The following is a 22,529-nucleotide window of genomic DNA, read 5'->3' as shown; positions in this document are numbered from 1 at the left end:
CGTCAGGGCGCCGCGGGCGGGCGGCGGAACACCCGCGTCGCGGTGATCTCGCCGTGGACGGCCCCGGCGTCGGGGTCGGCCTCGGGCAGGCCGGGGCGCAGGTGCTCCTCCACGCTGATGTACTTCAGGCCCGCGCGGAGGTCCGCGTCGTTGCGCAGCCGGATGACGAGCGGGAACTCGGCGAGTGCCGTCGTGTCGAACAGGCCGGTCGTGTAGAGGAGTTGGACGCCCAGGGCGTCGGCGACGGCGCGTTGCAGCTCCAGCAGGTAGGTCGCGTTGGCGCGCCCGATGGGGTTGTCGAGGAACAGCGTGCCCGCGTGCCGGTGCCGGTCGTGGCCGCGGTCGTTGCTGCGCAGCGCGGCCATCGTGCAGTAGAGGGCGATGGCGGCGGTGAGGAGCTGGCCGCCGGAGAAGACGTCGCCCATCTGTCCGACGGGGACGCGCTCGGCGCGCAGCACGGCGTCCGGCTTCAGGATCTCGACGCGCACGCCCCGGGGCTGGAGCGCCGCCTGGACCCCGCGCAGGAGGAGGGACATGCCGTCGCGGCGCAGGTCGGAGTTCTTCTTCACGGCGGCGCGGGTGGTCTCGTCGATGACCTCGCCGAGCCGCTCGGTGAGGCTCGCCTGGTCCGGGTCCTCGAACCGGATGCGCAGGAACTCCTGCCCCGACCACTCCCCGAGGCCCTCGGGCAGCCGGGAGAGCCGCTGCGCGGCGCGCAGGGTCGTCAGGGACGACTCGACGAGGCCGCGCAGCCGGTCGGTGATGCTGTCGCGGTTGCGTTCGAGCTGCGCCAGCTCGTCCGTGAGGACGCGCAGGCGTGGCGCGAACGCCTGGGACCAGGCGGCGGCGTGGGTGGGCAGGGCGGCGGCGGGCAGTTCGCGGATCTGCTGCCGGGCGGGGGTGCGTACGTGCTCGTAGCGCGTGGAGTTTGCGTGCCGGACGAGGCGGTCGGACGCCTCGCGGACGGCGGACTCGGCGGTGGCGAGCCCGGCGGCGTCGGCGCGCAGGGCGCGGCGGGTGTCGGTCGCGGCCTGCCGTGCCTCGGCGAGGGTGCCCGCGTACGCCTCCGTGTCGTCCTGCCCGGCGGGGGTGTCGTCGCCCTCGGGCGTCGCCTGGCCGGGCGCCGGGTCGCGCAGCAGGTCGCGCAGGAGCGCGGCGATCTCCTCGAAGCCCCCGACCGCGTCCTGGGCGGCGTGGTGGTCGTGGAGCAGGGCCTCGTGGGTGTCGCGGGCGGCGGCGAGGGCGTCGTCCTGCGCGGCGAGCGCGGCGGTGGCGTCGCGCAGGAGGAGGCGGGCACGGTCGGCGTCGGCGGGCGCGTCGTCGTCGGGCAGGTCGATGTGGCGGGTGCCGTCGGTGGGGGCGAGCCGTTCGGCCTCGCCGCGCAGGCGGCCCAGCTGCTCGCTGGCGGCGGAGGCGCGGGTCTCCAGCAGGTGCACCAGGGACTCGGCGCGGGCGGCGGCGGCCTGGCGTGAGGGGCCGTCGGCGCCCTCGGTGCCCTCCAGGAGGCGGGCGGCGCGGGTGCGGACCTTGTTGCTGAGCCGGTCGAGACCGGCGAGGGCCGCGCTCTCCTCGCTCTCCGCGCGGGCCTGCTCCGCGCGCAGGTCGGCGCCGACGCCGACCTTCTCGTAGAGCTGGGAGGCCGACCGGTACGCCTCGCGCAGCGCGGGGAGGGGCGCGGGCGGCGTGTCGTCCGTCGGCGGGGCCGGGGGGACGTCCTCGCCGTCCGCGGGTTCGGGAGCGCCGGTGACCTCGGCGCGTTCCGCGCGCAGCGCGCGGGCGGTGCGGCGGGCGTCGTCGGCGGCGCGCTGGACGCTGCGGCGGTCCTCGTCGGCGGCGCGGGCGCGGTCGAGGAGGACGGCGGCCCGTGCCTCCGCCTCGGCCGTCTCGGCGGCCAGTTCGCGCAGCCGCGCCTGCTGCCTGGGGCGTTCGCGCAGGCGGAAGGCGAGCCCGGCGAGGGCGTCGGCCGCGCGACGGGCGCGCTGGGCGGCGTCCTGCCGTTCGTCGCGGGCGCGGGACGCCTCGGCCGAGGCGTCCTCGGCGGCGGCGTGGGCGGCGCCCGACTCGGCCAGGCGGCGGTGGGCCGCCTCGGACTCCGCCGTGGCCCGCTCGGCGGCGGCGGCCAGTTCGGCGAGCCGCCCGGTGGGGCAGCCGGCGCGCCAGGAGGCGAGGCGGGCGGCGAGGCGGCGGTCGGCGGCCGTGCGGGCGGCCAGCGCGCGGATGTCGGTGTCGCGTTCGGCCGTGCGGCGGCGGAGGGCCTGGCGTTCGTCGTCGGCCGCGCGCTCGTCGTGCATGGCGGGGTTGGGCGGGACGAGGAAGACGCCGCTGTCGCCGCCGCCCGGCGGCGGGGTGGGGGCGAGGAGCGCGGCGGCCGTGCCGACGGCGACGGCGGAGCGTGGCAGCAGAGCTGCCTGGGCCAGCACCTCGCGCGCCCGCGCGTGCCCGGCCGGATCGGTGACGACGACGCCGTCCACCAGTTCGGGGCGCGCGGCGAGGACGGCGGCGTGGTCGCCGGGATCGACGGCCTGGGCCAGGTAGCGCCAGCCGGGGAGGGCCGGGATGCCGTGCTCGCCGAGGTGTTCGACGGTCGCGAGGACGTCGGGTCCTGGGGGCAGGAGGCCGCCGTCGCCGAGTGCGGCGAGGATGCGGGCGTCGTCGGCGGCGGCGGTGCGCAGGTCGAACAGGCGGCGCTCGTCCGTGGTGAGGCGCTCGTCGAAGAGGCGGGTCAGCTCGTCGGCGCCGCGGTCCAGCTCCTCGGCCGTCAGCGCGGGGTCCCCGCCCGCCGGGCCGTCCGCCGCGCCGCCGCCCGGCGTGGTCGGCAGGCTCAGCAGTTCGGCGAGCCGTGGTTCTGCGGCGAGGGCGGCGGCCGTGCGGTGCTCGCCGTCCCAGGCGGCCCGCGCGGCCTCGGCGGCGTCCGCGGCGCGGGCGGCGGCCAGTTCGGCGCGGCCGTGCGCGGCGGCGGTCTGCCGGGCGTGGTCGGCCGTGCGGGCGGCTGCCTCGCGGGCCGACTCGAACGCGGCGGCGGCGGTCTGGGCGGCGTCGTCGGCCGCGAGGGCGGCGCGCGCCGGGTCGGCGCCGTCGAGCCATCCGGCGCGGACGGCCCGGTCGGTCTCCTGGTCCATCTCGGCGAGCCGCTGGCGCAGGTGCTCGGCCTCGCTGCGGGCGCGCTGCGCCTCGGTGGCGGCGGTGGTGGCGTCGCGGTGCGCGGCCTCGGCCTCGGCCTGGAGGGCGGCGGAGCGTTCCTCGTGTCCCGTCGCGGCCCGCTCGCTCCCGGCGGCGGCGGTGTGCAGGGCGCGGACGAGCGCGGCGGCGGCCCGGCCGCGGGCGGCGAGGGCGGGGGCTGCGTCCCGTTCGGCCTCGCGGATGGCGGCGGCCACCCGGGCGGACCGGTCGGCTGCGGCCCGGTGCTGGAGGACGGTCTCGGCCGCCTGCCACGCGGCCTGGAGGGTGCGCGCGTCGATCAGTTCGCGGCGCTGGGCCGCGGCGGCCTTCTCGGCGGCGGCGAGGGCGAGGGAGGCGTGCCGGTAGGCGAGTTCGGCGGCGGTGCGGGCGGCGAGGCCCCGCGCGCGGTCCGCGTCGGCGACGGTCGTCGCGGCGTCGGCGACCCGCCCGGCGAGGACGGCGGCCCGCTCGCGCTCGCGCAGGGCGCGCGCGGTGAGGCGCCGGGCGAGGGCGCGGGCGCGCTGCTCGGCGGCGCCGTGGACGGCGCGGGCCGTGTCCCGTTCGGCGGCGGCCTCGGTGATACGGACCAGCAGGTCGGCGGAGCCCGCCGTGAAGTCGCGCTCGGCGGTCAGTTCGGCGCGGCGGCCGAGCTTGTGGGCGAAGCCGTGGACGAGGTCGGCGAGGCCGTCGGTGTCCCGGGTGTCGGTGACGGCGCGCAGCAGCAGGTCGGTGAAGTCGGCGTCGCGCCGGACGGCGAACAGACCGGCGGCCTCGCCCTCGTCGGCGTTCATCTCCCGCTGGTAGCGGAACAGTTCGGGGTCGAGGCCGAGGGCGCCGAGGTGGTCGATCCAGCGTTCGTGGATCTCCTCCCAGACGACGTCGAGGTTGGCGTACGCCTTGGCGGTCTCGGTGAGGACGTCGCGGAAGCCCTTCATGGTGCGGCGGCGGCCCCGCGCGCCCGAGGTGCCGTCGGCCCGGGGGCGCAGGGCCGCGGACTCGGCGACGGGCAGCGAGTCGAGGCTCATGCCGGGCCCGGGGCGGAACGAGTACCACGCCTCGGCGAAGCGGCGCGGGTCGCCGGAGACCTGGTGGCCGCGCCACTCGCTGACCTTGCCGACGACGACGGTCTCGCCCGTCAGCGTGTGCTGCCATTCGAGGGCGACGTGGCCGCAGTCGTCCGCGAGGAGGAACTTGCGCAGGACGCCTGAGCTGGCGCCGCCGAGCGTGTTGCGGTGGCCCGGCAGCATGACCGAGAAGATCAGCTTCAGCAGCACGGACTTGCCGCCGCCGTTCTCCAGGAACAGGACACCGGCGGGCGCGGGCCTGCGCGGCGGGCCCTGCGGCTCGTCCTCGAAGAAGTCCGCCTGCGCGGGGGCGGGCCTCGGCACGGGCGCGCCGACGCCGCGCAGGTCGAGGACCGTGTCGGCGTACCGGGCGCCCGCCGGGCCGATGGAGTAGAGGCGGATGCGTGCCAGCTCGTACATCGGGTGGGTCCTTAGCCGTGGAACGGGAGACCGGCGTCCGGCACGAGGCCGAGCGCGTCGTCGTCGGTGGGGGGCACGAGGGAGCCGCTGCCGTCGCCGACCGGGACGACACCGAGGGCGAGCAGTTCGGCCATGGCGCTGCTCGCGGCCAGCTCGCGGACCTGGAGCTGGTAGCGGGCGGTGGTGCGGTAGGTGCCGCCCGCGTCGTCGCCGGTGCGCTGGAGGAATCCGGCGTCGGCGAGGAACGCGACGGCCTTGCCGATGATGCCGGTGGTCGAACCGGCGAGGCGGCGCGCGTCCTTGGTGGCGCCGGTCGCGGTGCGGCGGGACCAGACGCGCCAGGCGGCTTCGAGCCCCGGCGCGTCGGTGGCCGGGTCGGTGTTCTCGCCCTGGGCGGCGGCCCGTTCCGCCAGGCGGTGGCACGCCTGGCGGACGAACGCCTCGACACCGGCCACGGTGACGCGACCGATGTACCCGTCGTCGGCGAGGTCGGCGGGGCGGGGGAACGCGAGCGCGGCGACGGCGAGATGGGCCAGGCCGTGGAGGAAGCGGTCAGCCGTCTCGGTGGCGGCGCGGCGCGCGTACTCGCCCATGCGGACGGCGAAGACGGAGTCCTCGGCGGCGGCGACGGCCATCCCGGCGCGCGGGGAGACCTCAAGGACGACGAGGCCGAGCCCTGCGGCGACGGCGTCGGCGAGCCGCGCGAACGGCGGCTCCTCCTGGTAGCGGCGCAGCAGGCCGCCGTACTCGGCGTCGCGGGCGGGCGAGATCTTCGGCTGGAGCCCGAAGGAGACGAGCCGCGCGGCGTCGGCGGCGTCGGCCGGGGTGGCGGGGGCGGCGGGGGGCCGCTGGGTGTCGGTCATGCGGTGCCTTCCGTCCGCTCGGCGGCCATCCCGGCCGCGTCCAGCAGGGCGGTGCCGACGACGAGGTCGGCGCCGCCGATGTCGGGGTCGTCCGTGAGCTGCGCGCCGTCGTCCACGGCGAACAGCAGCCGGGGCTCGCCCTGCCGGTACGCGGTGCCGACGGCCGGGCTGGCGGCGTGGACCGCGAGGAGCGCGACGAGGTGCGGCAGTTCGGGGTCGCGGCGCCTGGCGTCGGCGAGCAGTCCCGACAGGCGCCGGGGCGCGTCCTCGGGGAGCCGCAGGAGGTCGAGGGCGGCGGTGAGCTGTTCCTCGGTGAAGCGGCTGTCGTCCGGGGTGGCGACGAGGTCGGGCTCGGGCAGTTCGGCGCCGAGGTGTTCGCGCGGCACGGGCGGGGTGAGCAGCAGCTCGGTGAGGTCGGTGAGGCGGACGGCGCCCGGCGGGCGGGGGCCGGTGGCGCGGGCGAACCAGGCGTCGGTGACGCGGACGGCCCGTTCGACCGGCTGTGTCAGCAGCGGCGCGAGGAGCTGCCCGTACAGGTCGGTGCCCGCGCGCGCCGCCGGGGGGCGGAACGCCTGGCGGTCCTGCTCGGCGCGGAACAGCGGGCCCGCTTCGAGCAGCCGTGACTGGAGCTGGGTGTGCCTGCGGATGCAGTCCTTGACGATGTCCACGAGTTCGGCGGCGCGCAGCTTGTGGCCCGTGGCGGTGGCCTCGTCGCGGGCGCGGCGGATGTTGGTGAGGATCGCGTTCTCGTGGCGGTAGCGGTCGGCGATGTGCGCGAGCGCCTCGTCGATCATGTCGGGGACGGCGTGCAGCCAGTCCACGGCGCGGACGTCGCGGCGGGTGCTCTCCAGGGTGCGGCGCAGGGTCTCGGCGTACTGGACGGTGCGGTAGCGGGCCTGTTCGGCGGCGAGCTGGGCGTCGGCGAGACGGCCGCGGGCGATGAGGACGTCGAGCTTGACCTCGGCGGCGATCTGGGCGCTGGTGACGTCGGTGTCGAGGGCGCCGACGAGGACGTTGACGGCCTCGTCGGTGGTGCGCAGCCAGACGCCGCCGCCGGGACCCGGGACCTCCTCGATGAGCTTGAAGTCGTAGTCGCGCCGCACGTAGGCGCCTTCGGGCCCGAACGTGCCGTAGACGGCGCGGAAGCCGCGGTCCACGCTGCCGACGTTGATGAGGTTGTCGAGGACCCAGCGGGCGACACGCTCGTGTTCGGCCGTGGGGCGGCCGGGGGCCTGGGCGGCGACGCGGGGCAGGAGGCGGCCGACGACGCGCTCGTGGTCGGCGCCCGTGTCGAAGTCCATGGCCAGGGTGATCGCGTCGATGGCGGCGAGGGCGACCTCGGCCATGCTGTAAGTGCTGTACTCTCCCGCGAGGTTGGCCTTGCGGACGTCGAGGTCGTGCAGCGGGGCGGTGCAGGCGAGCGCGCGCAGGCGCCGGGCGAGCCCCTCGTCCGCGGCGGGCCCGGGTGCGGGTCGGCCGAGGGGCTGGAGGGGGCCGGGGGGTGTGCGTTCCGGCGGTGCTGCTGCGGTCACGTGGCACACCCTAGGGGGTGGCACTGACATCGAGCGATTCGGGCCGGATGCGGCTGTTGTCCCGGTCGGGGCGCGCGGTCAGCGCGGGCGGTGGTTGCGCGCCAGCAGAAGGGCGACGTCGTCGGTCGGCGTGGTGGGGCGCAGGCCGTGCAGGACGCGGTCGCAGGTCTCCTCCAGGGACACGGGCGGGTCCTGGAGCAGTTCGCAGATGGCGCGCAGGCCGGTGTCGATGGGCGCGTCGCGCTCCTCGACCAGGCCGTCGGTGTAGAGCGCGATGGTCGCGCCGTCCCGCAGGTCGCGGCGGTGTGTGGTGAACGGCACGCCGCCGACGCCGAGGGGTACGGCGTTCGGCAGGTTGACGAGTTCGGCGGCGCCGTCCGGCTGGACGAGGACGGGCGGCAGGTGGCCCGCGCTGGCGATGTCGCAGTAGCCGCCGACCGGGTCGCAGATGGCGTAGACGCAGGTGGCGGTCGTGTCGCCGAGGGATTCGACGGTGTCCTCCAGATGGCCGAGGAGGGCGTCGGGCGGCAGGTCGAGGCGCGCCAGCGCCCGGATCGTGGAGCGCAGTTGTCCCATGATGGCGGCGGCGTGGACGCCCTTGCCCATGACGTCGCCGACGACGAGGCCGATGCGTCCGCCGGGCAGCCGCAGCACGTCGCACCAGTCGCCGCCCGCCTCGCTGATGGCGGGCAGGTAGCGCAGGGCGACGTCGAGGTCGTTGCCCTCGGGCAGTTGGGGTCGCATGCTGCGCTGGAGGATGAGGGCGATGTTGCGTTCGCGGCCGTAGAGGCGGGCGTTGTCCACGCTGATGGCGGCGCGGGCGGCCAGTTCGGTGGCGAGCGCGAGGTCGTCGGTGTCGAACGGGCTGCGGTGGCGCGTGCGGCAGAGCGTGAGGGTGCCCAGCACGTCGCCGCGCGCCGTGAGTGGGACGATGAGCGCGGACGTCACGCCGGTGTCGCGCAGGACGGCGGCGGCCTGGTCGTCGCGGGCGATGCCGCGCAGCTGGTCGGGCCCGAGCCGCGGCAGGAGCCGGGACTTGCCGGTGCGGACGACGCCGGTGACGATCGGCGAGGCGTCGTAACTGCCCGCCTCGCCGACGGGGTAGGCCGCGCAGCCCGCCTGGGTGCTGTCGCAGGCGAGGGCGGCCAGGGTGCGGAACCGGGCGGGGCCCTCGCGGGCCGACGGCGGTCCCGGCGCCTCGTCGAGCACGGCCTCCAGGATGTCCACGGCGGCCAGGTCGGCGAGCCGCGGGACGGTGACTCCGGCGAGTTCGCGCGCGGTGGTGGCGAGGTCGAGCGTGGTGCCGATGCTGGCGCCCGCCTCGGCGATGAGGGCCAGGCGGCTGCGCGCCGCGGCCAGCCCGGCGACGGCGTTGCGCGGCTCGGTGACGTCGATGGCCGAGCCGACGACGCCGCAGGTCCTGCCGCCCGGCACGGCGACGCGGTAGTACGAGACGGACCAGACGTGTTCGTGCGCGGGGTCGGCGAGCGGCCTCGCGCTGACGATCTGGCCGAGCAGCGGCTCGCCGGTGTCCAGGACGTGGCGCAGGGCGCCCTCGATCGACGACAGGTCCGTGTCGCGCATGACCTCGCCGAAACGGTGGCCGATGAGCCGATCGGCGGGCAGGCCGACCATCTTCTGGAGCGCGGGGTTGGCGCGGAGCCAGTGGATCTTGGCGTCGAACAGGGCGATGGCCAGCGGCGACTGGTCCACGATGGCGGCGGACAGCGCGAGGTCGGTCTCCAGGCGGCGGACGGTGGCCGTGTCGGCGGCGATGACGAGCGCGTGCGGCGCGCCGTCCATGCCGACCGTCCACTGGGCGCGGAACTCGGCGCGGCGCAGGACACCGTCCGCGAACCGCACGGGCAGCCCGCCCGACCAGTCGGGGCCGCCGGGCTGGCGCAGCCACATCTCGGCGAGGCGGCGCGGCCTGCCGGGGCCGAGGAGCTGGGTGACGGGACGGCCCGTCACGTCGGCCGCCACGTGGCCGAAGAGGCGTTCGGCGCCCGAGCCCCACAGCAGGACGCGGCCCGTGCCGTCGAGGACGATCCCGGCGAGGGTGAGGGTTTCGAGCAGGCCGTCGGCGAGGGTGACCGCCTCGCGGCCGGTGCTGACGGGGGCGCGGTCGTGGGTCATGGCGCGGCCCCGTTCAGTCCCGGTCCAGGGGCTGCTCGGTCCAGATCGTCTTGCCCGCGCCGGTGTAGCGGCTGCCCCAGCGGTGGGCGAGCTGGGCCACCAGGAAGAGGCCGCGTCCGCCCTCGTCCGTGGGGCGCGCGCGGCGCAGGTGGGGCTGCGTCTCGCTGGGGTCGGACACCTCGCACACCAGGCTGTCGTTGAGGATGAGCCGCAGTCCGATGGGGCCGCCCGCGTAGCGGATGGCGTTGGTGACGAGTTCGCTGACGATGAGTTCGGTGGGGAAGGCGTTGCCCGTCAGGTTCCAGTTCTTCAGCTGCTGGATGACGGCGTCGCGGGCGCGCCCGACCACCTCGGCGTCGGCGGGGAACTGCCAGTCGGCGGTGGCGTCGGGTGGCAGGGGCTGGACGCGGGCGACGAGCAGCGCCACGTCGTTGTCGGGCGCGCGTCCCGGCAGGAGCGCGTCCAGCAGGGCGTGGCCCGTGTCGGCGGGCGAACGCGAATGCGCCGCCTCCTCGGTGACGCGTTCGCGCAGCAGGGCCATGCGTTCCTCGCTGTTGCGTCCGTCGGGGCCGGGGGCGACCAGCTCCTGGCTGAACAGGACGAGGAGGCTGCCCGGGTCGAGCCGGACGCGCACGGACTCGAACGGTGTCCCGCCGACGCCGAGGGGTGGTCCGGCCTTGAGGGCGATCTCCTCGGCGGCGCGGCCAGGCAGCGCGAGCAGCGGCGGGACGCGGCCCGCCGCCGCCAGGACGCACTGGCCGGAGACCGGGTCGTAGACGCAGTACAGGCAGGTGGCGCCGACCGCGCCGCCGGGGCTGGTGCCGCCGTCCGGCTGGGTGTCGGCGAGCCGGATGGCCAGGTCGTCGAGGCGGGTGAGGAGTTCGTCGGGGGCGAGGTCGAGGTCGGCGAGGGTCTGCACGGCGGTGCGCAGCCGCCCCATCGTGGCCGTGGCGTTGAGGCCGTGCCCGGCGACGTCGCCGATGACGAACGCGACGCGCGCGGACGACAGCGGGATGACGTCGTACCAGCTGCCGCCGAGCCCGGCCGCGGTGGCGGCGGGGATGTAGCTGCCCGCCGTGCGCGCGCCCGGCAGTTCGAACACGGGCTGGGGCAGCAGGCTGCGCTGCAACGTCTCCAGCGTGCGGTGCTCGCGCGTGTAGCGGCGCGCGTTGTCGAGGCTGAGGGCGGCGCGGGAGCCGATCTCCTCGGCGAGGTCGGCGTCCTGACGGGTGAACGCGGGATGTCGCGGCTGGCGCCAGAGCGTGAGGATGCCGAGTTCCTGGCCCCGGGCGCGCAGCGGGACGAGCATCAGCGAGCCGGGTCCCTCGGGCAGCAGGCCGGTGCCCTTCGTGGCATAGGGGCCGTCCTCGGTGACCTCGCCCTCGGGCACGGACCTGACGAGGTGTTCGCGCGGTTCGAGCACGGCGTGGCCGTCGAGCCCGGTGGAGGTCTTGCCCTCGACGCGGAACAGCGCCCCGGCGCGGTGCAGTTCCCCGGGCCAGCGGCCGTCGGAGCTGGCGGTGGCGACCCGGCGGACGAGCGGGCCGAGGAGGGTGATGCCCGGGTCGTCGCCGGCCAGCACGGCGGCGCCGAGGTCCACGGTGACGATGTCGGCGAAGTCGGGGACGAGGAGGTCCGCCAGCTCCTCTGCGTTGCGCGTCACGTCGAGGGACGGCCCGATGCGTTCTGCCGCGGCGTGGAGCATCGCGAGGCGGCGGCGCGCCAGGTGCTGTTCGGTGATGTCGGTGAAGATGCTGACGACGCCGAGGACGCGGCCGTCCGCGCCGGTGAGCCGCAGCGCGGTGACGGCGAGGACGCGGTCGCGTTCCGGCGCGGTGGACAGGCGCGCGGAGTGCTCCCAGTAGATCAGCGGCTCTCCGGTGCGGGCCACGTGTTCCAGGCGCGCGAGGACCTCGGCGGCGTCGTCCTGGTGCATGAGGGCGTCGAGTGTCTGCGGGAGCTCGGGGATGTCGCGCTGCGGCCCCGGGTCGGCGTACCGGCCGGGCAGGGTGTTCATGCGGGTGACCCGCATGTCGGCGTCGTGGATGGCGATGCCGACCTGGTGCTGGGTGAACAGGGCGCGCAGCAGCGCCCGGTCCTCGTCCTGGCGCCTGGCGGCGCGTCCCGGGGTGAGGACGGCCAGGAAGCGGCTGCCGACGCCTGGCCTGGTGTCCATGGGGAACAGGTCGATCCGGACGTCCGTGACCCGCCCGTCCCGGTGGCGCAGCCCGGCGATGCGGTGGGCGGGCCGTCCCTCGGCGGCGAGCGCCGCCCAGGCGCCGGGGTCGGCCAGCAGGTCGGGCAGGAGGCGACCGGCCAGCTCGTCGAACGGCCGTCCGGTCAGCTCCTCCGTCAGCCCCTCGGACTCCCCGGCGCGGGCCCGGATCTCGCCGTCCGCTCCGACCACGAACAGCAACGACGCTCCGCCGGGCAGCTGACCGGCGGGCGGGTGCGGGGTGGCGCTCACGTTCCTCCCTCGGCCTGACTGCCGGACCACGGCCTCCCCCGTCGCCCACTGTGCGGGAGCCACGCACCCGCGGCGACCGGGGCGCCGCCGTCCGTGTCAGTGCCGCACGGATGCGGGGGCGCCCGGCCGGGGGTGCAATGGGAGGACGGGCGCGCGGGCCCGCGCCCCGCGACGGGAGGAGGCGCACGATGACCGCACCACCACGGCTGCTCAGGGTCCTGCCGACCGACGACCGCGACCGGCTGATGACCCTCGCCAGGGAGGTCGCGTTCGGCCAGGGGACGCGGATCTTCGAGGAACGGGGGCACGCCGACCGGTTCTGGGTCGTCAGGTCGGGGACGGTCCGGCTGGACCTGCGGCTCGGCGGGCGGCGGCCCACGGCCGTGTCGTCCCTGGACACGGGCGACCTGCTGGGCTGGTCCTGGCTGTTCCCGCCCTTCGAGTGGGACTTCGGCGCCGAGGCGCTCAGCCCGGTGCGGGCGTACGAGTTCGCGGGCGCCGAGGTGCAGGCGATGTGCGACGCGGACCCGGCCTTCGGCTACGCCCTGCTGCGGGTGATCTCGGAGATCCTGGCCTTCCGGGTCCGCGCGGCGCGGACCCGGCTGCTCGACCTGTTCGCGCCGCACGCCGGGCACGGCTGACGGGCGTCCCGCCCGGCGTGGCTCAGGGCGCGGCGCGCCCGTCGAGGCGGCCCCTGACGGCGGTCTGGACCCCGGCCTCCTCGGCGGGATCGGTGGCCAGTCTGCGGAGCCGTTCCATGACGCGGGTGTCCCCCGTGGTGGCGTGACGGGCGCCGGTCTCGCGGGTGTCCTCCTCGCAGTCCCACAGGCACTCGACGGCGAAGCCCGCCGCGAAGCCGGGATCGACGGCGGCGAGGGCCTTGGCCGTGTGGCCGCGCAGCTGCGAGGACGGCGTCTCGCGGTAGACGTACCGCAGGAGCGGCGCGGCGCCGCGGATGGCGAGGCGGCCCGCGCCCTCGACCAGGGGTCGCATCTCGCAGGTGCCCGCCTCGCCCGACCGCAGGACGCGGTGCAGCGCGCCGAGCACGGAGGGCGCGTCGTGCGCGTCGCCGCGCCGGGCGAGCACGGTGGCCGCGGTGAGACCGAGGGCGTCCGTGCGCCCGGCCCAGCGCCGCGCCTGCGCCAGGACGCCGGGCCCGCACATGCGGGAGAACGCGGTCAGCGCGGCGCGTGCCACGTCCGCGTCGCCGGTGACGGCCGCCGCCTCGATGAGCGGGCAGACGTCGGGGTCGTCGCGTTCGGCGAGGTGACGCAGGGCGGCGGCGCGTACGGGCGGCTCGCCGTCGGCGGCGGCCCTGAGCAGTTCCGGCCTGTCCTCCGGGCCCGCCACGGCGGACAGGCAGCGGGCGGCGGGCGCCTCGCGCCACTGGCGGGGGGTGCTCTCGTACCCCTCGCGGGCCCAGTCGAGGACGGCGGCGACGCTCCAGCCGGGGCGGGGGCCCGGGGGGCGGAGCTGGCGCTGCCAGCGGTCGAAGTGGCCGCCTTCGAGGGCGCGGGCCAGCCGGGCGCGCTGCCGCGGGTGGGCGGGGTCCTCGGCCCACAGGCGCCAGGGCCGGGGCTCGAAGGCGTCGCGGACGGCGGCGACGAGTTCCGCCTCGCCCTCCTCGGTGGCCGGGAAGCGGCCGAGGACGGCCGGGCCGAGGGCGCGCAGCCCGGCGTCGTCGTCGCGGACGGCCAGCTCGTCGAGGGCCCAGCGCCAGTTGGCGCCCTCGACCGCGTAGCGGCGCAGGAGGCCGCGGGCGGCGTCGTTGTCGTACGAGGTCAGGTGGCCGAGGACGGAGAGGGCGAGGCCGGTGCGCTCCTCCTCGGGACGGCCGAGGTCGTCGGGGTGGAAGAGGTGCGAGGCGAGGGCGCCGAGGTCCGCGTCGAGTTCGGCGTACAGGCGCGCGTAGTAGAGGGAGCGGTGTTCGAGCTGCCAGTCCAGGCGGGGGTCGTGCAGGACACACCGGTCGAGGGCGGCCATCGCTTCCGGCCGGGGGGCGGCCAGTGCGTGCAGCCAGCCGTCGCCGCGCCCTCGCTGGAGGAGCCCGAGGAGGCTTCCGCTGGGCGCTATGTCTGTTTCGGTGGGACTGGCGAACATATGAGTCAGCATCCGGTGCGGTTGTGCCGGTGGCAACGGGATTTCCGTTCCGGCGGCTCGCGGGGGGTGCGGAGCCGTGCTCAACCTTGCCACTCCGAGGGGCCGTGGCCCTAACGAACGGCGATCCCGGGCGGCTGATTCCCGCGCGGAATGGGTAGGGCTGTGCCAGAGTCGGGGACTGTCCGGCCCGGCCGCCCCGTACGGGGACGCCGCGCGGGTCCCCGGCCAGGGGCTCCGTGCCCGGACTCCGCGTCCGCCCCTCCCGTCGTGCCGCGCCTGTGCCGCGCCCTCCGCGTCTACCGCGTGCGGGAGGCGGTCGCCGCGGGCGGTGCCGGACGGCGAGGCGGCGCACGCGGCGGGAGAGGCTCGCGACCGGTGGGAGGCGGCGATGGGACAGCTCGACGAGGCGGGCGGCGCGCTGGAACAGCCGCGCTCGGCGGGTGGCGGCGCGGGCACCGGCAGGGCGGAGTGGGACCTGCTCACCGACGGCGCGCGCTGGTCGCCCGGCCTCTACACGATCTTCGGCAGGCCGCCGGGCGACGGGCCGCTCACGCTCGACCAGCTGCCGTCCTGGCTGCCCGCGGAGGACCAGCCGCTGCTGACGGCCGCCGTCACCGGCTGCCTGGTGGACGGCCGGGCGATGGACTGCGAGTTCCGCGTCCTGCGCCCCGACGGCAGCCGGCGCGCGGTCCGCATGGCGGGCGAGCCCGTCGTGGACGCAGAGGGCGGCACCGTCGCGATGTGGGCGCTGATCCAGGAGGTGGACGCCCCGGTCCCGGCGGCGCCCGTGGGGGCGAGGCGCGCCGCCGTGCCGGTGGCGGACCGTCCTGCCCTGGTGCCCTGGCCCGGAGGCGCGGGCGACGGTCCCGGGGCCGGGGTCCTCGGGACGCTTGAGCTGGCGGCCAGGTTCCTCCCGGCGGGCGGGGGCGGCGCGCCGGAGGGGGACGGCGGGGCCGCGAGCGGCAAGTGGTACGACGCCCTCGACCTGCCGGGCGGCGGGCTCCTGCTGAGCGTGGGCGACCTGTCGGGCCAGGGGCCAGGGGCCGCAGCCGACACGGCGACGGTGCTGGGGGGCGTCCGGGGCATCGCGCTGACCGGTGCAGGGCCCGGGCCGCTGCTCGGTCACCTCGGGCAGCTCCTCGACCGGGGCACGCAGCCGGTGCTCGCGAGCGTCCTGTGCTGCCGGTACGCACCGGCGGCGCGGATGATGACGTGGGCGCAGGCGGGCCATCCCGCGCCGCTCCTGTGCCGTGACGGCAGGGGCCGGGCCCTGCCCCGCCCGTCGGGGACGCTGCTGGGCGCGGTCTCGGACGCGTTCTACGCCGAGCGCGCGGACCGCCTGGAGCCCGGTGACGTACTGGTACTTCATACGGACGGTCTGTTTCCGGCCATCCCGGGGGCGGGGGCCCCCGACCACGCCGGGGACCCGCGGCTGCTCGCGTTGGCGGCCCGGCTGACCAGCGCGGCGTCGGCGGCGGAGGCGCTGCGGGTGATCACCGAGGCGTGCGGCGAGTCGGACCGCGCGGAGGACGCCTGCGTCCTGGTGGCACGCGTCAGGCCGTGACCACGGGCGGCGCGCCCGTCCCGGACCCGCCCCGTCACGCCGGGCGGCCGGGACGGGCGCGGTGCCGTCCTCCGGCTCAGATCAGCCGCGTGCTCAGCGCCGAGGTGTCCGTACGGCGCGGCGCGGGCATGGCCTGGTCGAGGTCCTGGCGCAGCGCGGCGATCCGGGGCTGCGCCGCGTAGGCGCCGGTGAGGCGCTGCACCTCACGCAGCCGGTCCCAGGTGCGGTGCGAGGAGTTCTCGCCGATGACCCGGAGCGCGTCGCGCGCGGCGCTCTCGGCCTGCTCGGGGTCGTCCCCGAGGAGGCAGGCCGAGGCCAGGGAGATCTGGTCGAACAGCCGGGACCTCGCCTTGGTGTCGTCGCGCAGGTCGAGGGCCCTCCTGGCGTGCCCCTCGGCGGTGCGGGCGGCGGCCGGTTCGTGCTCGGCGAGCGTCCGGTGGGACAGGGCCTGCATGCCGTACAGGTCGGCCTCGTCGAACATCTGCATCCAGCCGGGCGGCGGCGTGCCGCCGTCGTCCGCGGCGAACAGCTCCTCCGCCTCGCCCAGGCGGCGGCGCATCGCCTGGCCCTCGCCCCGCGCCGCCTCGGCCCATGCCTCGACGGTCGCGAACATGGCGCGGGTGCGCGGCAGGGCCTCCCCGCCGGGGCCGGAGCCCGCGCGGGCCAGCCGCATGAGGTCCAGCGCGTCGTCGGGCCGCCCGAGGTGGAGCATCTGGCGGGCGGCGCGGGACAGCGCCTCACCGGCGCGCGGCCGGTCGCCGCCCTCGCGCGCGGCGTGCGCGGCGATGACGAAGTACTTCTGGGCCGTGGGTTCGAGGCCGACGTCGTGCGACATCCAGCCCGCGAGGACGGCCAGATCGGCGGCGACGGCCCACAACCGCCGCTGGATGTGGGGGGTGTTGTGGTAGGCGAGCATGCCGCCCACCTCGTTGAGCTGGCCGACGACCGCCTTGCGCTGGAGTCCGCCGCCGCGCGCGGCGTCCCAGGCGCGGAACACCTCGACCGAGTGCTCCAGGGCGTCGATCTCCTCCGAGCCGACGGGTGTCGCGTCGTAGCGGTCGAACCCGGCGGCGTCCACGCCGTGGAGGGAGCCGGGGCCGGGTGGGGCGCCGGAGACGGCGCCGAGCCAGTCGTACAGGGCATCGCTGAGTGCTGATCCCGCGGCGAGCGCGGCGCCCGCGCCCACCATGCCGCGTCGGTTGAGCATGAGATCCATTCCCGTGAATTCGGTGAGGACCTCGGCGGTGCGGCCCGGTGGCCAGGGCAGTCCGCGCAGGGACGGCTGGCTCCCCGCCTCGCCCGGCCGCCGCAACCCGAGATCCTCGATGGTCACGACACGGCCGAGTCGCTCGGTGAACAGCGTCGCCAGCACCTCGGGCACCGGATCGCGGGGGATCTCCCCCATGTCGATCCAGCGCCGCACGCGTGAGGTGTCGGTCGCCAGCTGCGGGCAGCCCTGGGCCGCCGCCTGCCGGTTCACGAGTCTGGCCAGCTCGCCCTTGGACCACCCGGTGAGCCGGAAGAGGTCCGCGAGGCGGGTGTTGGTTCTGCTGCTCACGTCAAGCCCCCAGGATCTCGGCTGAGTTGACAGTAACCACCGCGCAACGCGCCGAACCGCATTCGCCAGGGTTCGCCAGGGTGCGCCACATGGTGTGCCACCCGTAGGAGGGAGTGATGTAGACACCGCGTCACTCCGGTTCCGGCGTACGCCGACACTTCCCCAGGGTGCCAGGCACCACCGGACCGGAGGGCGCCGTGAACCTTCCGGCACACGAAGGGACCATGCCCGCTTATGTATCCGTCACCCTCACCCGTGGCCGGTCGGGTCCGGCAGCAGCCGCGCGCCGCCGTCGGCGACCCGTACGCCTCCGGCCCCGCCGACCGCTCCCCCCGACCCCGCCGCACGGCGCCGGGCCGGGCGGCCGGTGGTCGCCTGGACTTCTCGGGAGCGCGAGGGGAGCGGCTGCGCGAGGCGCTGTCGGCCGTCCACGAGATCTGCCCCGACTTCACCCCGGCGCAGGTCCTGCGGGACGCGGGCCCCTCCGTCGTGCTCGCCGGGACGGCCGGGCGGCGGGCCGTCGTCGCCAAGTGCCTTCCGGAGCGCGGCGGCGCGCGGGCCGAGCGGTTCCGGCTGGAGATAGCGGCCTACCGGACCTTCGTCCGGCTGCGGCCCCCGGTGCGCGTGCCGCGGCTCATCGCCGACGACCCGCACCGCTGCACGCTGCTGACCGAGTTCGTGCCGGGCCGGGCCGCGGCGCACCGGCGGCATCCGGCGGGGCTGCCCTCGGCGGCCGACCAGCGCGCCGTGCTCCAGGCCATCGGCCGGGTCAACTCCTGGACGCCGCCGGACGGCACGTTCCCCGACGCGGTCAACTACCCGGCGCAGCTCGCCCGTTTCCACACCCTGGGACTGCTCACGGACCGCGACGTCAGCGATCTGCACACCCTGCTGTTCTGCCTCGCCAGACCGGGACGCGAGCTGCCGCGCGAGTTCAGCCACGGCGCGGCGCGGCTCGGGAACGTCCTGCTCTCGCCCACGGGTCCCGTCCTGGTCGGCTGGGAGACGGCCGGCTGGTACCTGCCGGGCTACGACCTGGCGACGCTGTGGACGGACCTGGGCGGGGCGACGGGGACGCGCCGCCGCATCAGCCAGGCGGCGCACGCGGACGGGCGGGGCGGCCGGGACGCGTTCCTCGTGAACCTCATGCTGGTCCTCACCCGCGAGATCCGGCAGTGCGAGGAGAACGTGCAGCGCGCGATGCGGGACACCGTGGTGGCGCCGCCCGGCGGCCTGTCCTACGGCGAGGAGCAACGCCTGCGCCTGCGGCGGCTGCACGAGGACTGGGCGCTGGCCCGGCGCGCGGTCCGGGCCGCGGTGGGGACCCGTTAGCGCTGGAACATCTCGGCGGGCAGCGGCTTCAGGAGCTGGTACAGCTCGTCGGTGATCGGCCGGTCCCAGCTGGCGATCGTGACGAGGACGCCGTCGCTGCGGTCGAACTGCACGCAGGACACCCGGCTCTCGCTACAGGTGATCCGCCGGACGATCAGGAGGCTGTCCTCGTGCATCACGGGGACCTCCTCGGTGCCGGTCGTCACGACCTCCTCGTCGATCTCCAGCGCGGCGAGCAGCTGGTGGACCTCGAAGGGCACGTCGCCCTCGGCGACCTCCCGGGCGGGTGAGCCCTCCGGGAGGTTCCCGATGACCATGGCGGGTCCGCGCCCGCCGAACAGGTCGTAGCGCAGCACGACGCCCTGGCAGCTGCCGTCGGGCGCCGGAAGCAGCCCCGCGCCCAGCACTCCCGGCCAGTCGCCCGGGTCCATGGCGAGCACGTCGAAGTCGGGGCCTGCGGGTGAAGCGGCGCTGCGGCGGCGGAGAAACGACATGCCGCCATGGTACGTGCGCGCGGTCAGGCGCCGGTGGTCCCGTGATCCCACAGGGCGGCCACCTGCCGGTACAGTTCGGCCGCCTCCGCGGTGCGGCCGAGCTGTTCCAGGCACAGCGCCTCGTCGTTGCGGCTGGCGAGGGCGTCGGGGTCCTGCGGGCCGAAGATCCGCTCCCGCGCCCGCCGTACCTCGCGGTAGACCGTGAGGGCCTCCTCCCAGCGGCCGAGCCAGCCGAGCGCGACGGCCATCTCGCGGCGGCTGACCAGGGTGTCGAGGTGGTCGGGGGTGAGGGTCTGCGCGCGCAGGGTCCACACCTGGTGGGCCTCGGCGAGGGCCTCGTCCCAGCGGTCGAGCCGCCCGAGGCTGATGCCGTGGCCGTGCCGGGCGCGCAGGGTCTCGGGGTGGGTGGGGCCGCCGGTGCGGGTCCTGGCGGCGATCAGGTTCTCGTACAGGCGCAGCGCCTCGCCCGGCCTGCCGAGGCGGCCGAGGCAGACGGCGATCTCGTAGTGGGTGTCGAGGGTGGCGGGCGCCTCGGGGCCGAGCACGTGGGCGCGGGCCCCGGCGACCTGGAGGTGGCCCGCGAGCGCCTCCTCCCAGCGGCCGAGGCGGCCGAGGGCGTGGAAGGCGGCGTCCTGGCTGGCGAGGGTGAGGGCGTGCTCGGGGCCGAGTGCCTGCTCGCGGGCGTCGGCGACGGCGCGGTGCACGTCGAACGCCTGCTGCCAGCGGCCGTGCCGACCGTGGTCGAGGGCCGTGCGGTGGTAGCTCTCCAGGACCGCGAGGTACTCGGGAGCCGGGCCGTACCGGACGGCGGGCACGGGGCGCACGAGGGTGGGGACCATGCCCGTCCACTGGCCGGTGAGCCCGGCGGAACGGTCGGGCGGCGGCAGGCGCGTGGACCAGGAGCCGGAGGCGCGGGAGCCCGCGCGCATGCCGCGGGTCCAGGAGGGCAGCCGCTCGGCCGGGCGCTGCTGCTGGGGCACCCAGGGGGTCGCGGGCGGCTGGGCGGCGGTCCGCAGCGTCCTGGCGAGGTGGGAGGCGTCGTCGGGCCGGTCCTCGGGGTCCTTGGCGAGGAGCGTGAGGATGAAGGCGTCGAGTTCGGCGGGCAGGTCGGGGCGCCTGACGCGCGGCGGCTCCGGCGGGGTGTCGCGGTGGCCGATGAGGATGGACCAGGGGTCGCCGAGGTCGAACGGCGGGGAGCCGGTGGCGATCTCGTACAGGACGCAGCCGAGGGAGTAGAGGTCGCTGCGGTGGTCCACGTCCACACCGGCGATCTGCTCGGGCGACATGTAGTGCGGCGTGCCCATGGCCATGCCGACGCTGGTCAGTTTGGCGGTGAGGCCCATGCTGTCGGCGAGGCGGGCGATGCCGAAGTCGCAGATCTTCACGGTGCCGTCGGTGAGCCGCATGATGTTGGCGGGCTTCAGGTCCCGGTGGACGATGCCCTGTTCGTGCGTGTAGCTGAGCGCGACGGCGACCTGTTCGGCGATGTCGGCGATGTCGGGCACCGGCAGCGGCACGTGGTCGCGGTCCGCGAGCAGTTCGCTCAGGTTGCTGCCGTCGAGTAACTCCATGACGAGGAACAGGACCCCGTCGTACTCACCGAAGTCGTGGACGACGGTGACCCCCCGGTGCTGGAGCGCGGCGGCGACCCTGGCCTCGCGCCTGAACCGTTCGCGCAGCGTGCGCAGGAACGACTCGTCCTGGCGCGGGCCCATCGGCTTCAGGCATTTGACGGCGACCCTCCGGTCGAGTGCCTCGTCCCGCGCCCGCCAGACCTCCCCCATGCCTCCGCGCCCGATGAGTTCGAGCAGGTGGTACCGGCCCTGGATCAGCATGCCCTCGGCCATAGCGTGTCCGTCGCCCCCCGTCAGTCGGCTGCGCCGCCCCCTCCACCGTCCAGTATGGCCATCGGCCGGGGACGTTCCTATGCCAATGCGCGGGAAACGCGGGAAAGCGGGGCGCCGGCGACGGCCACCGGCAGGGCGGGGAACGGTCTGCGCGGGGCGGGGTGCGCCGCGAGAAGTTCGCTCCTTCGTGTGGTCGGTCCCGGCCCCTTCGTGGACCGCACGGCGTGCCGTCGCACGGGTCAGGCGGCGGCGGACGTGCCGCGGAAGCGGGAGGCGACGAGCGTTCCGGCGACGGCCGCGACGACCGTCGTGTGGTGGTGCTCGCGGAACGCCTGGGCCTCGTCCTCGGACACGGGCCGCCCGTCGCGCGCCAGCAGCCCGTCCTCGCGCTGCACGGCGGCGAGCAGGGCCCAGTCCTCCGGGTCGCAGCGGGGTTCGGCCAGGCAGGCGTCCACGATGAGCAGTTCGGCGACGAGGTCCCACTCCTGGATCTCGCGCCAGACGTCGATCCAGACGGGCAGCCAGGTCCGCAGGTAGTCCTGGAGCTCGTCGGGCAGGCCGTCGGGCCGCGCGCCCCAGTCGGTGAGGTGGAAGACGGTGTGCGTGACGCTGTAGGCGGTCATCCAGTCGAGGGCCCAGGGCTCGGGGGTGTGGCCGAGCCAGGTGGCGCGGGTCAGCGCGGGCCAGTCCAGGGCGTGGTCCACGCGGGCGACGCGGGCCGCGTTGGCGACGGCGAGGCGGCGGTTGGGCATCTGCTCGGCGCCGCGCAGCGACGTGAGGCCGTGCAGGTGGGTCAGCAGGGTGTGGAGCCGCCGGTGCCGGTATCCGGCACGCGCGAAGTGGGTGTAGACCTCCAGCGGGTCCGTCATCGTCATGTACCGCAACTGCCGCTCGTACAGCAGGTTTCCCTCGCCGAGCTGGGTCCAGGCAAACGCGACCAGCTCGCGCGCCGCCGCCAGGTCGGCGGTGGAGGCGAGCCCTTCGCGCAGGACGAGGGAGCCGGCGAGCGCGGACTCGCCGAGCGGCTTGTAGACGCCGTCGGGGTCGGCCAGCTCCGCGGTGGTCCCGGCGGGGAGCGCGCCGTGGTGGCGGTTGCGGTGCAGCCAGCCGAGGGCGGCGGCGGCGACCTGGGCGGCCACCGTGCGGACGGACGGGGTGCCGGGCGGCTCGTGGGTCATGCGGGGGGCCTTTCCTGGTGTCCTGCCGCGCCGGTGTCGTCGGGGCGGCGGTGGCGGGGCGCCGTGACGAGGAGGAGGCGCGCGACCGCGGTGTCGAGCCTGGCGCGGACGCTGCCGCCGCCGAACAGGTCGATGTGCGTGAGGACGGCCTCGGTGTCCAGGGCGGGGACGGCGCCGCGCCGTTCGGTGAGGGCGAGCCAGCGGGCGAGGCGGGCGGCGGTGGGGTGGTCGCGGCGCAGGAGGGCGCGGGTGGTGCCCAGGGCGAGGGCGCGTGAGTGGCGGGTCGCCTCGGCCTGGAGCGTGTCGTCGGCGCCCGGCAGGGCGAGGGCGGACAGGGGCGCGAGGTGCGCGGACCAGGCGCGCCACGGTGGGAGGGCGTGTCCCGCGGCGGGGCGCAGCCCGGGTTCCGCGGCCGTGGGGGCGAGGGGCACGGGCAGGGGCTCGCCGCCGAGTCCGAGGTGCAGCCGGGCCGTCGCGCGGTCGCGGCGTACGGTCTCGGGCGGGTCGGCGGGGCTGGGCGGGAACACGCGGAACGCCTCGGTGACGGCCTCGGTGTCGGCCGGGTCGGGGGGCGTGCCGCGCAGCAGCGCGGGGGCGTAGAGATCGGGGCCCAGGACACGGACGGCGGCGAGGTACGCCTTCACGTCACCGGGGGCGCCCGCGGCGGGCGGGCCCGTAGGGGGGAGGGGACCCTGGGTGCCCGTGAGGGCACCCAGGACGCGCCCGGCCAGCGCCTCGGTCGCCAGGGAGAACTGCGCCTGGGGCGAGGCGTCCGGTTCCGACATCGGTGACTCACTTTCCGTCGGCGGTGCCGA

Annotated in this window: 14 protein-coding genes; 3 read left to right on the top strand and 11 right to left on the bottom strand. The window is 76.5% G+C overall.

Annotated features, from left to right (window positions below; translation table 11 throughout):
* Positions 1 to 2: 2 nt before the first annotated feature.
* The 5 genes from IF27_RS08970 to IF27_RS08950 are packed head-to-tail and all read right to left on the bottom strand — an operon-like array spanning position 3 to position 11,641.
* On the bottom strand, positions 3 to 4,643 hold the full coding sequence (locus IF27_RS08970; protein WP_052848896.1) for a hypothetical protein: 4,641 nt from the start codon (positions 4,641 to 4,643) through the stop codon (positions 3 to 5).
* A gap of 11 nt (positions 4,644 to 4,654) precedes the next feature.
* The gene (locus IF27_RS08965) at positions 4,655 to 5,506 is read right to left on the bottom strand and encodes a hypothetical protein (RefSeq protein ID WP_052848895.1); all 852 of its coding nucleotides are present in this window, start codon (positions 5,504 to 5,506) and stop codon (positions 4,655 to 4,657) included.
* Positions 5,503 to 7,068, bottom strand: a complete 1,566-nt coding sequence (locus IF27_RS08960) for a hypothetical protein (RefSeq protein WP_223290970.1) — start codon at positions 7,066 to 7,068, stop codon at positions 5,503 to 5,505. Before IF27_RS08960 ends, IF27_RS08965 begins: the two co-directional genes overlap by 4 nt.
* 48 nt (positions 7,069 to 7,116) lie before the next feature.
* Positions 7,117 to 9,174: a SpoIIE family protein phosphatase gene (locus tag IF27_RS08955; RefSeq protein ID WP_052848893.1), complete on the bottom strand. Its 2,058-nt coding sequence runs from the start codon at positions 9,172 to 9,174 to the stop codon at positions 7,117 to 7,119.
* A gap of 13 nt (positions 9,175 to 9,187) precedes the next feature.
* Entirely contained in the window at positions 9,188 to 11,641 is a 2,454-nt protein-coding gene (locus IF27_RS08950) for a SpoIIE family protein phosphatase (RefSeq protein ID WP_052848892.1), read from the bottom strand.
* Between the two features lie 188 nt (positions 11,642 to 11,829).
* On the opposite strand from IF27_RS08950, the gene IF27_RS08945 reads away from it, so the two are divergent.
* On the top strand, positions 11,830 to 12,282 hold the full coding sequence (locus IF27_RS08945) for a Crp/Fnr family transcriptional regulator (protein WP_052848891.1): 453 nt from the start codon (positions 11,830 to 11,832) through the stop codon (positions 12,280 to 12,282).
* Positions 12,283 to 12,304: 22 nt separating this feature from the next.
* On the opposite strand, the gene IF27_RS08940 is transcribed toward IF27_RS08945, so the two are convergent.
* On the bottom strand, positions 12,305 to 13,741 hold the full coding sequence (locus IF27_RS08940; protein WP_052848890.1) for a HEAT repeat domain-containing protein: 1,437 nt from the start codon (positions 13,739 to 13,741) through the stop codon (positions 12,305 to 12,307).
* 388 nt (positions 13,742 to 14,129) lie between these two features.
* Between IF27_RS08940 and IF27_RS08935 the strand changes: the two genes are divergently transcribed.
* Positions 14,130 to 15,305: a SpoIIE family protein phosphatase gene (locus tag IF27_RS08935; protein WP_190232872.1), complete on the top strand. Its 1,176-nt coding sequence runs from the start codon at positions 14,130 to 14,132 to the stop codon at positions 15,303 to 15,305.
* A 76-nt stretch (positions 15,306 to 15,381) separates the two neighbouring features.
* Here IF27_RS08935 and IF27_RS08930 read toward each other — a convergent pair whose 3' ends face one another.
* Positions 15,382 to 16,863 carry a DNA-binding protein NsdB gene (locus tag IF27_RS08930; RefSeq protein WP_052848888.1) on the bottom strand — a complete coding sequence of 494 codons (1,482 nt, stop codon included), beginning with the start codon at positions 16,861 to 16,863 and terminating at the stop codon, positions 15,382 to 15,384.
* Between the two features lie 234 nt (positions 16,864 to 17,097).
* Between IF27_RS08930 and IF27_RS08925 the strand changes: the two genes are divergently transcribed.
* Positions 17,098 to 18,195 carry an aminoglycoside phosphotransferase family protein gene (locus IF27_RS08925; RefSeq protein WP_052848887.1) on the top strand — a complete coding sequence of 366 codons (1,098 nt, stop codon included), beginning with the start codon at positions 17,098 to 17,100 and terminating at the stop codon, positions 18,193 to 18,195.
* On the opposite strand, the gene IF27_RS08920 is transcribed toward IF27_RS08925, so the two are convergent.
* The 4 genes from IF27_RS08920 to IF27_RS08905 all read right to left on the bottom strand — a co-directional run bounded on the left by IF27_RS08920 (position 18,192) and on the right by IF27_RS08905 (position 22,499).
* Positions 18,192 to 18,689 (bottom strand): hypothetical protein, encoded by a 498-nt coding sequence (locus IF27_RS08920; RefSeq protein ID WP_052849069.1) that lies wholly within the window; start codon positions 18,687 to 18,689, stop codon positions 18,192 to 18,194. The two genes, IF27_RS08925 and IF27_RS08920, sit on opposite strands and share 4 nt — an antisense overlap.
* A 23-nt stretch (positions 18,690 to 18,712) precedes the next feature.
* On the bottom strand, positions 18,713 to 20,536 hold the full coding sequence (locus IF27_RS08915; protein ID WP_052848886.1) for a serine/threonine-protein kinase: 1,824 nt from the start codon (positions 20,534 to 20,536) through the stop codon (positions 18,713 to 18,715).
* A 239-nt stretch (positions 20,537 to 20,775) separates the two neighbouring features.
* A complete protein-coding gene (locus IF27_RS08910; RefSeq protein WP_052848885.1) occupies positions 20,776 to 21,714 on the bottom strand; it encodes a DUF6895 family protein in 939 nt (312 codons plus the stop codon).
* A complete protein-coding gene (locus tag IF27_RS08905; RefSeq protein ID WP_052848884.1) occupies positions 21,711 to 22,499 on the bottom strand; it encodes a hypothetical protein in 789 nt (262 codons plus the stop codon). The genes IF27_RS08910 and IF27_RS08905 overlap by 4 nt, the downstream gene beginning before the upstream one ends.
* Between the last annotated feature and the right edge of the window lie 30 nt (positions 22,500 to 22,529).

It is taken from the genome of Streptomyces avicenniae, assembly GCF_000719135.1.
Taxonomy (GTDB): Bacteria; Actinomycetota; Actinomycetes; order Streptomycetales; family Streptomycetaceae; genus Streptomyces; species Streptomyces avicenniae.
This window is presented reverse-complemented; position numbering and strand designations above follow the sequence as displayed.

Excerpts from the sequence above, each read along its gene's own strand:
- IF27_RS08965 (WP_052848895.1), bottom strand. The coding sequence starts at position 5,506 with ATGACCGACACCCAGCGGCCCCCCGCCGCCCCCGCCACCCCGGCCGAC.
- IF27_RS08940 (WP_052848890.1), bottom strand. The coding sequence starts at position 13,741 with ATGTTCGCCAGTCCCACCGAAACAGACATAGCGCCCAGCGGAAGCCTC.
- IF27_RS08970 (WP_052848896.1), bottom strand. The coding sequence starts at position 4,643 with ATGTACGAGCTGGCACGCATCCGCCTCTACTCCATCGGCCCGGCGGGC.
- IF27_RS08945 (WP_052848891.1), top strand. The coding sequence starts at position 11,830 with ATGACCGCACCACCACGGCTGCTCAGGGTCCTGCCGACCGACGACCGC.
- IF27_RS08920 (WP_052849069.1), bottom strand. The coding sequence starts at position 18,689 with ATGTCGTTTCTCCGCCGCCGCAGCGCCGCTTCACCCGCAGGCCCCGAC.
- IF27_RS08925 (WP_052848887.1), top strand. The coding sequence starts at position 17,098 with ATGTATCCGTCACCCTCACCCGTGGCCGGTCGGGTCCGGCAGCAGCCG.
- IF27_RS08915 (WP_052848886.1), bottom strand. The coding sequence starts at position 20,536 with ATGGCCGAGGGCATGCTGATCCAGGGCCGGTACCACCTGCTCGAACTC.
- IF27_RS08955 (WP_052848893.1), bottom strand. The coding sequence starts at position 9,174 with ATGACCCACGACCGCGCCCCCGTCAGCACCGGCCGCGAGGCGGTCACC.
- IF27_RS08910 (WP_052848885.1), bottom strand. The coding sequence starts at position 21,714 with ATGACCCACGAGCCGCCCGGCACCCCGTCCGTCCGCACGGTGGCCGCC.
- IF27_RS08935 (WP_190232872.1), top strand. The coding sequence starts at position 14,130 with ATGGGACAGCTCGACGAGGCGGGCGGCGCGCTGGAACAGCCGCGCTCG.
- IF27_RS08960 (WP_223290970.1), bottom strand. The coding sequence starts at position 7,068 with ATGTCAGTGCCACCCCCTAGGGTGTGCCACGTGACCGCAGCAGCACCG.
- IF27_RS08905 (WP_052848884.1), bottom strand. The coding sequence starts at position 22,499 with ATGTCGGAACCGGACGCCTCGCCCCAGGCGCAGTTCTCCCTGGCGACC.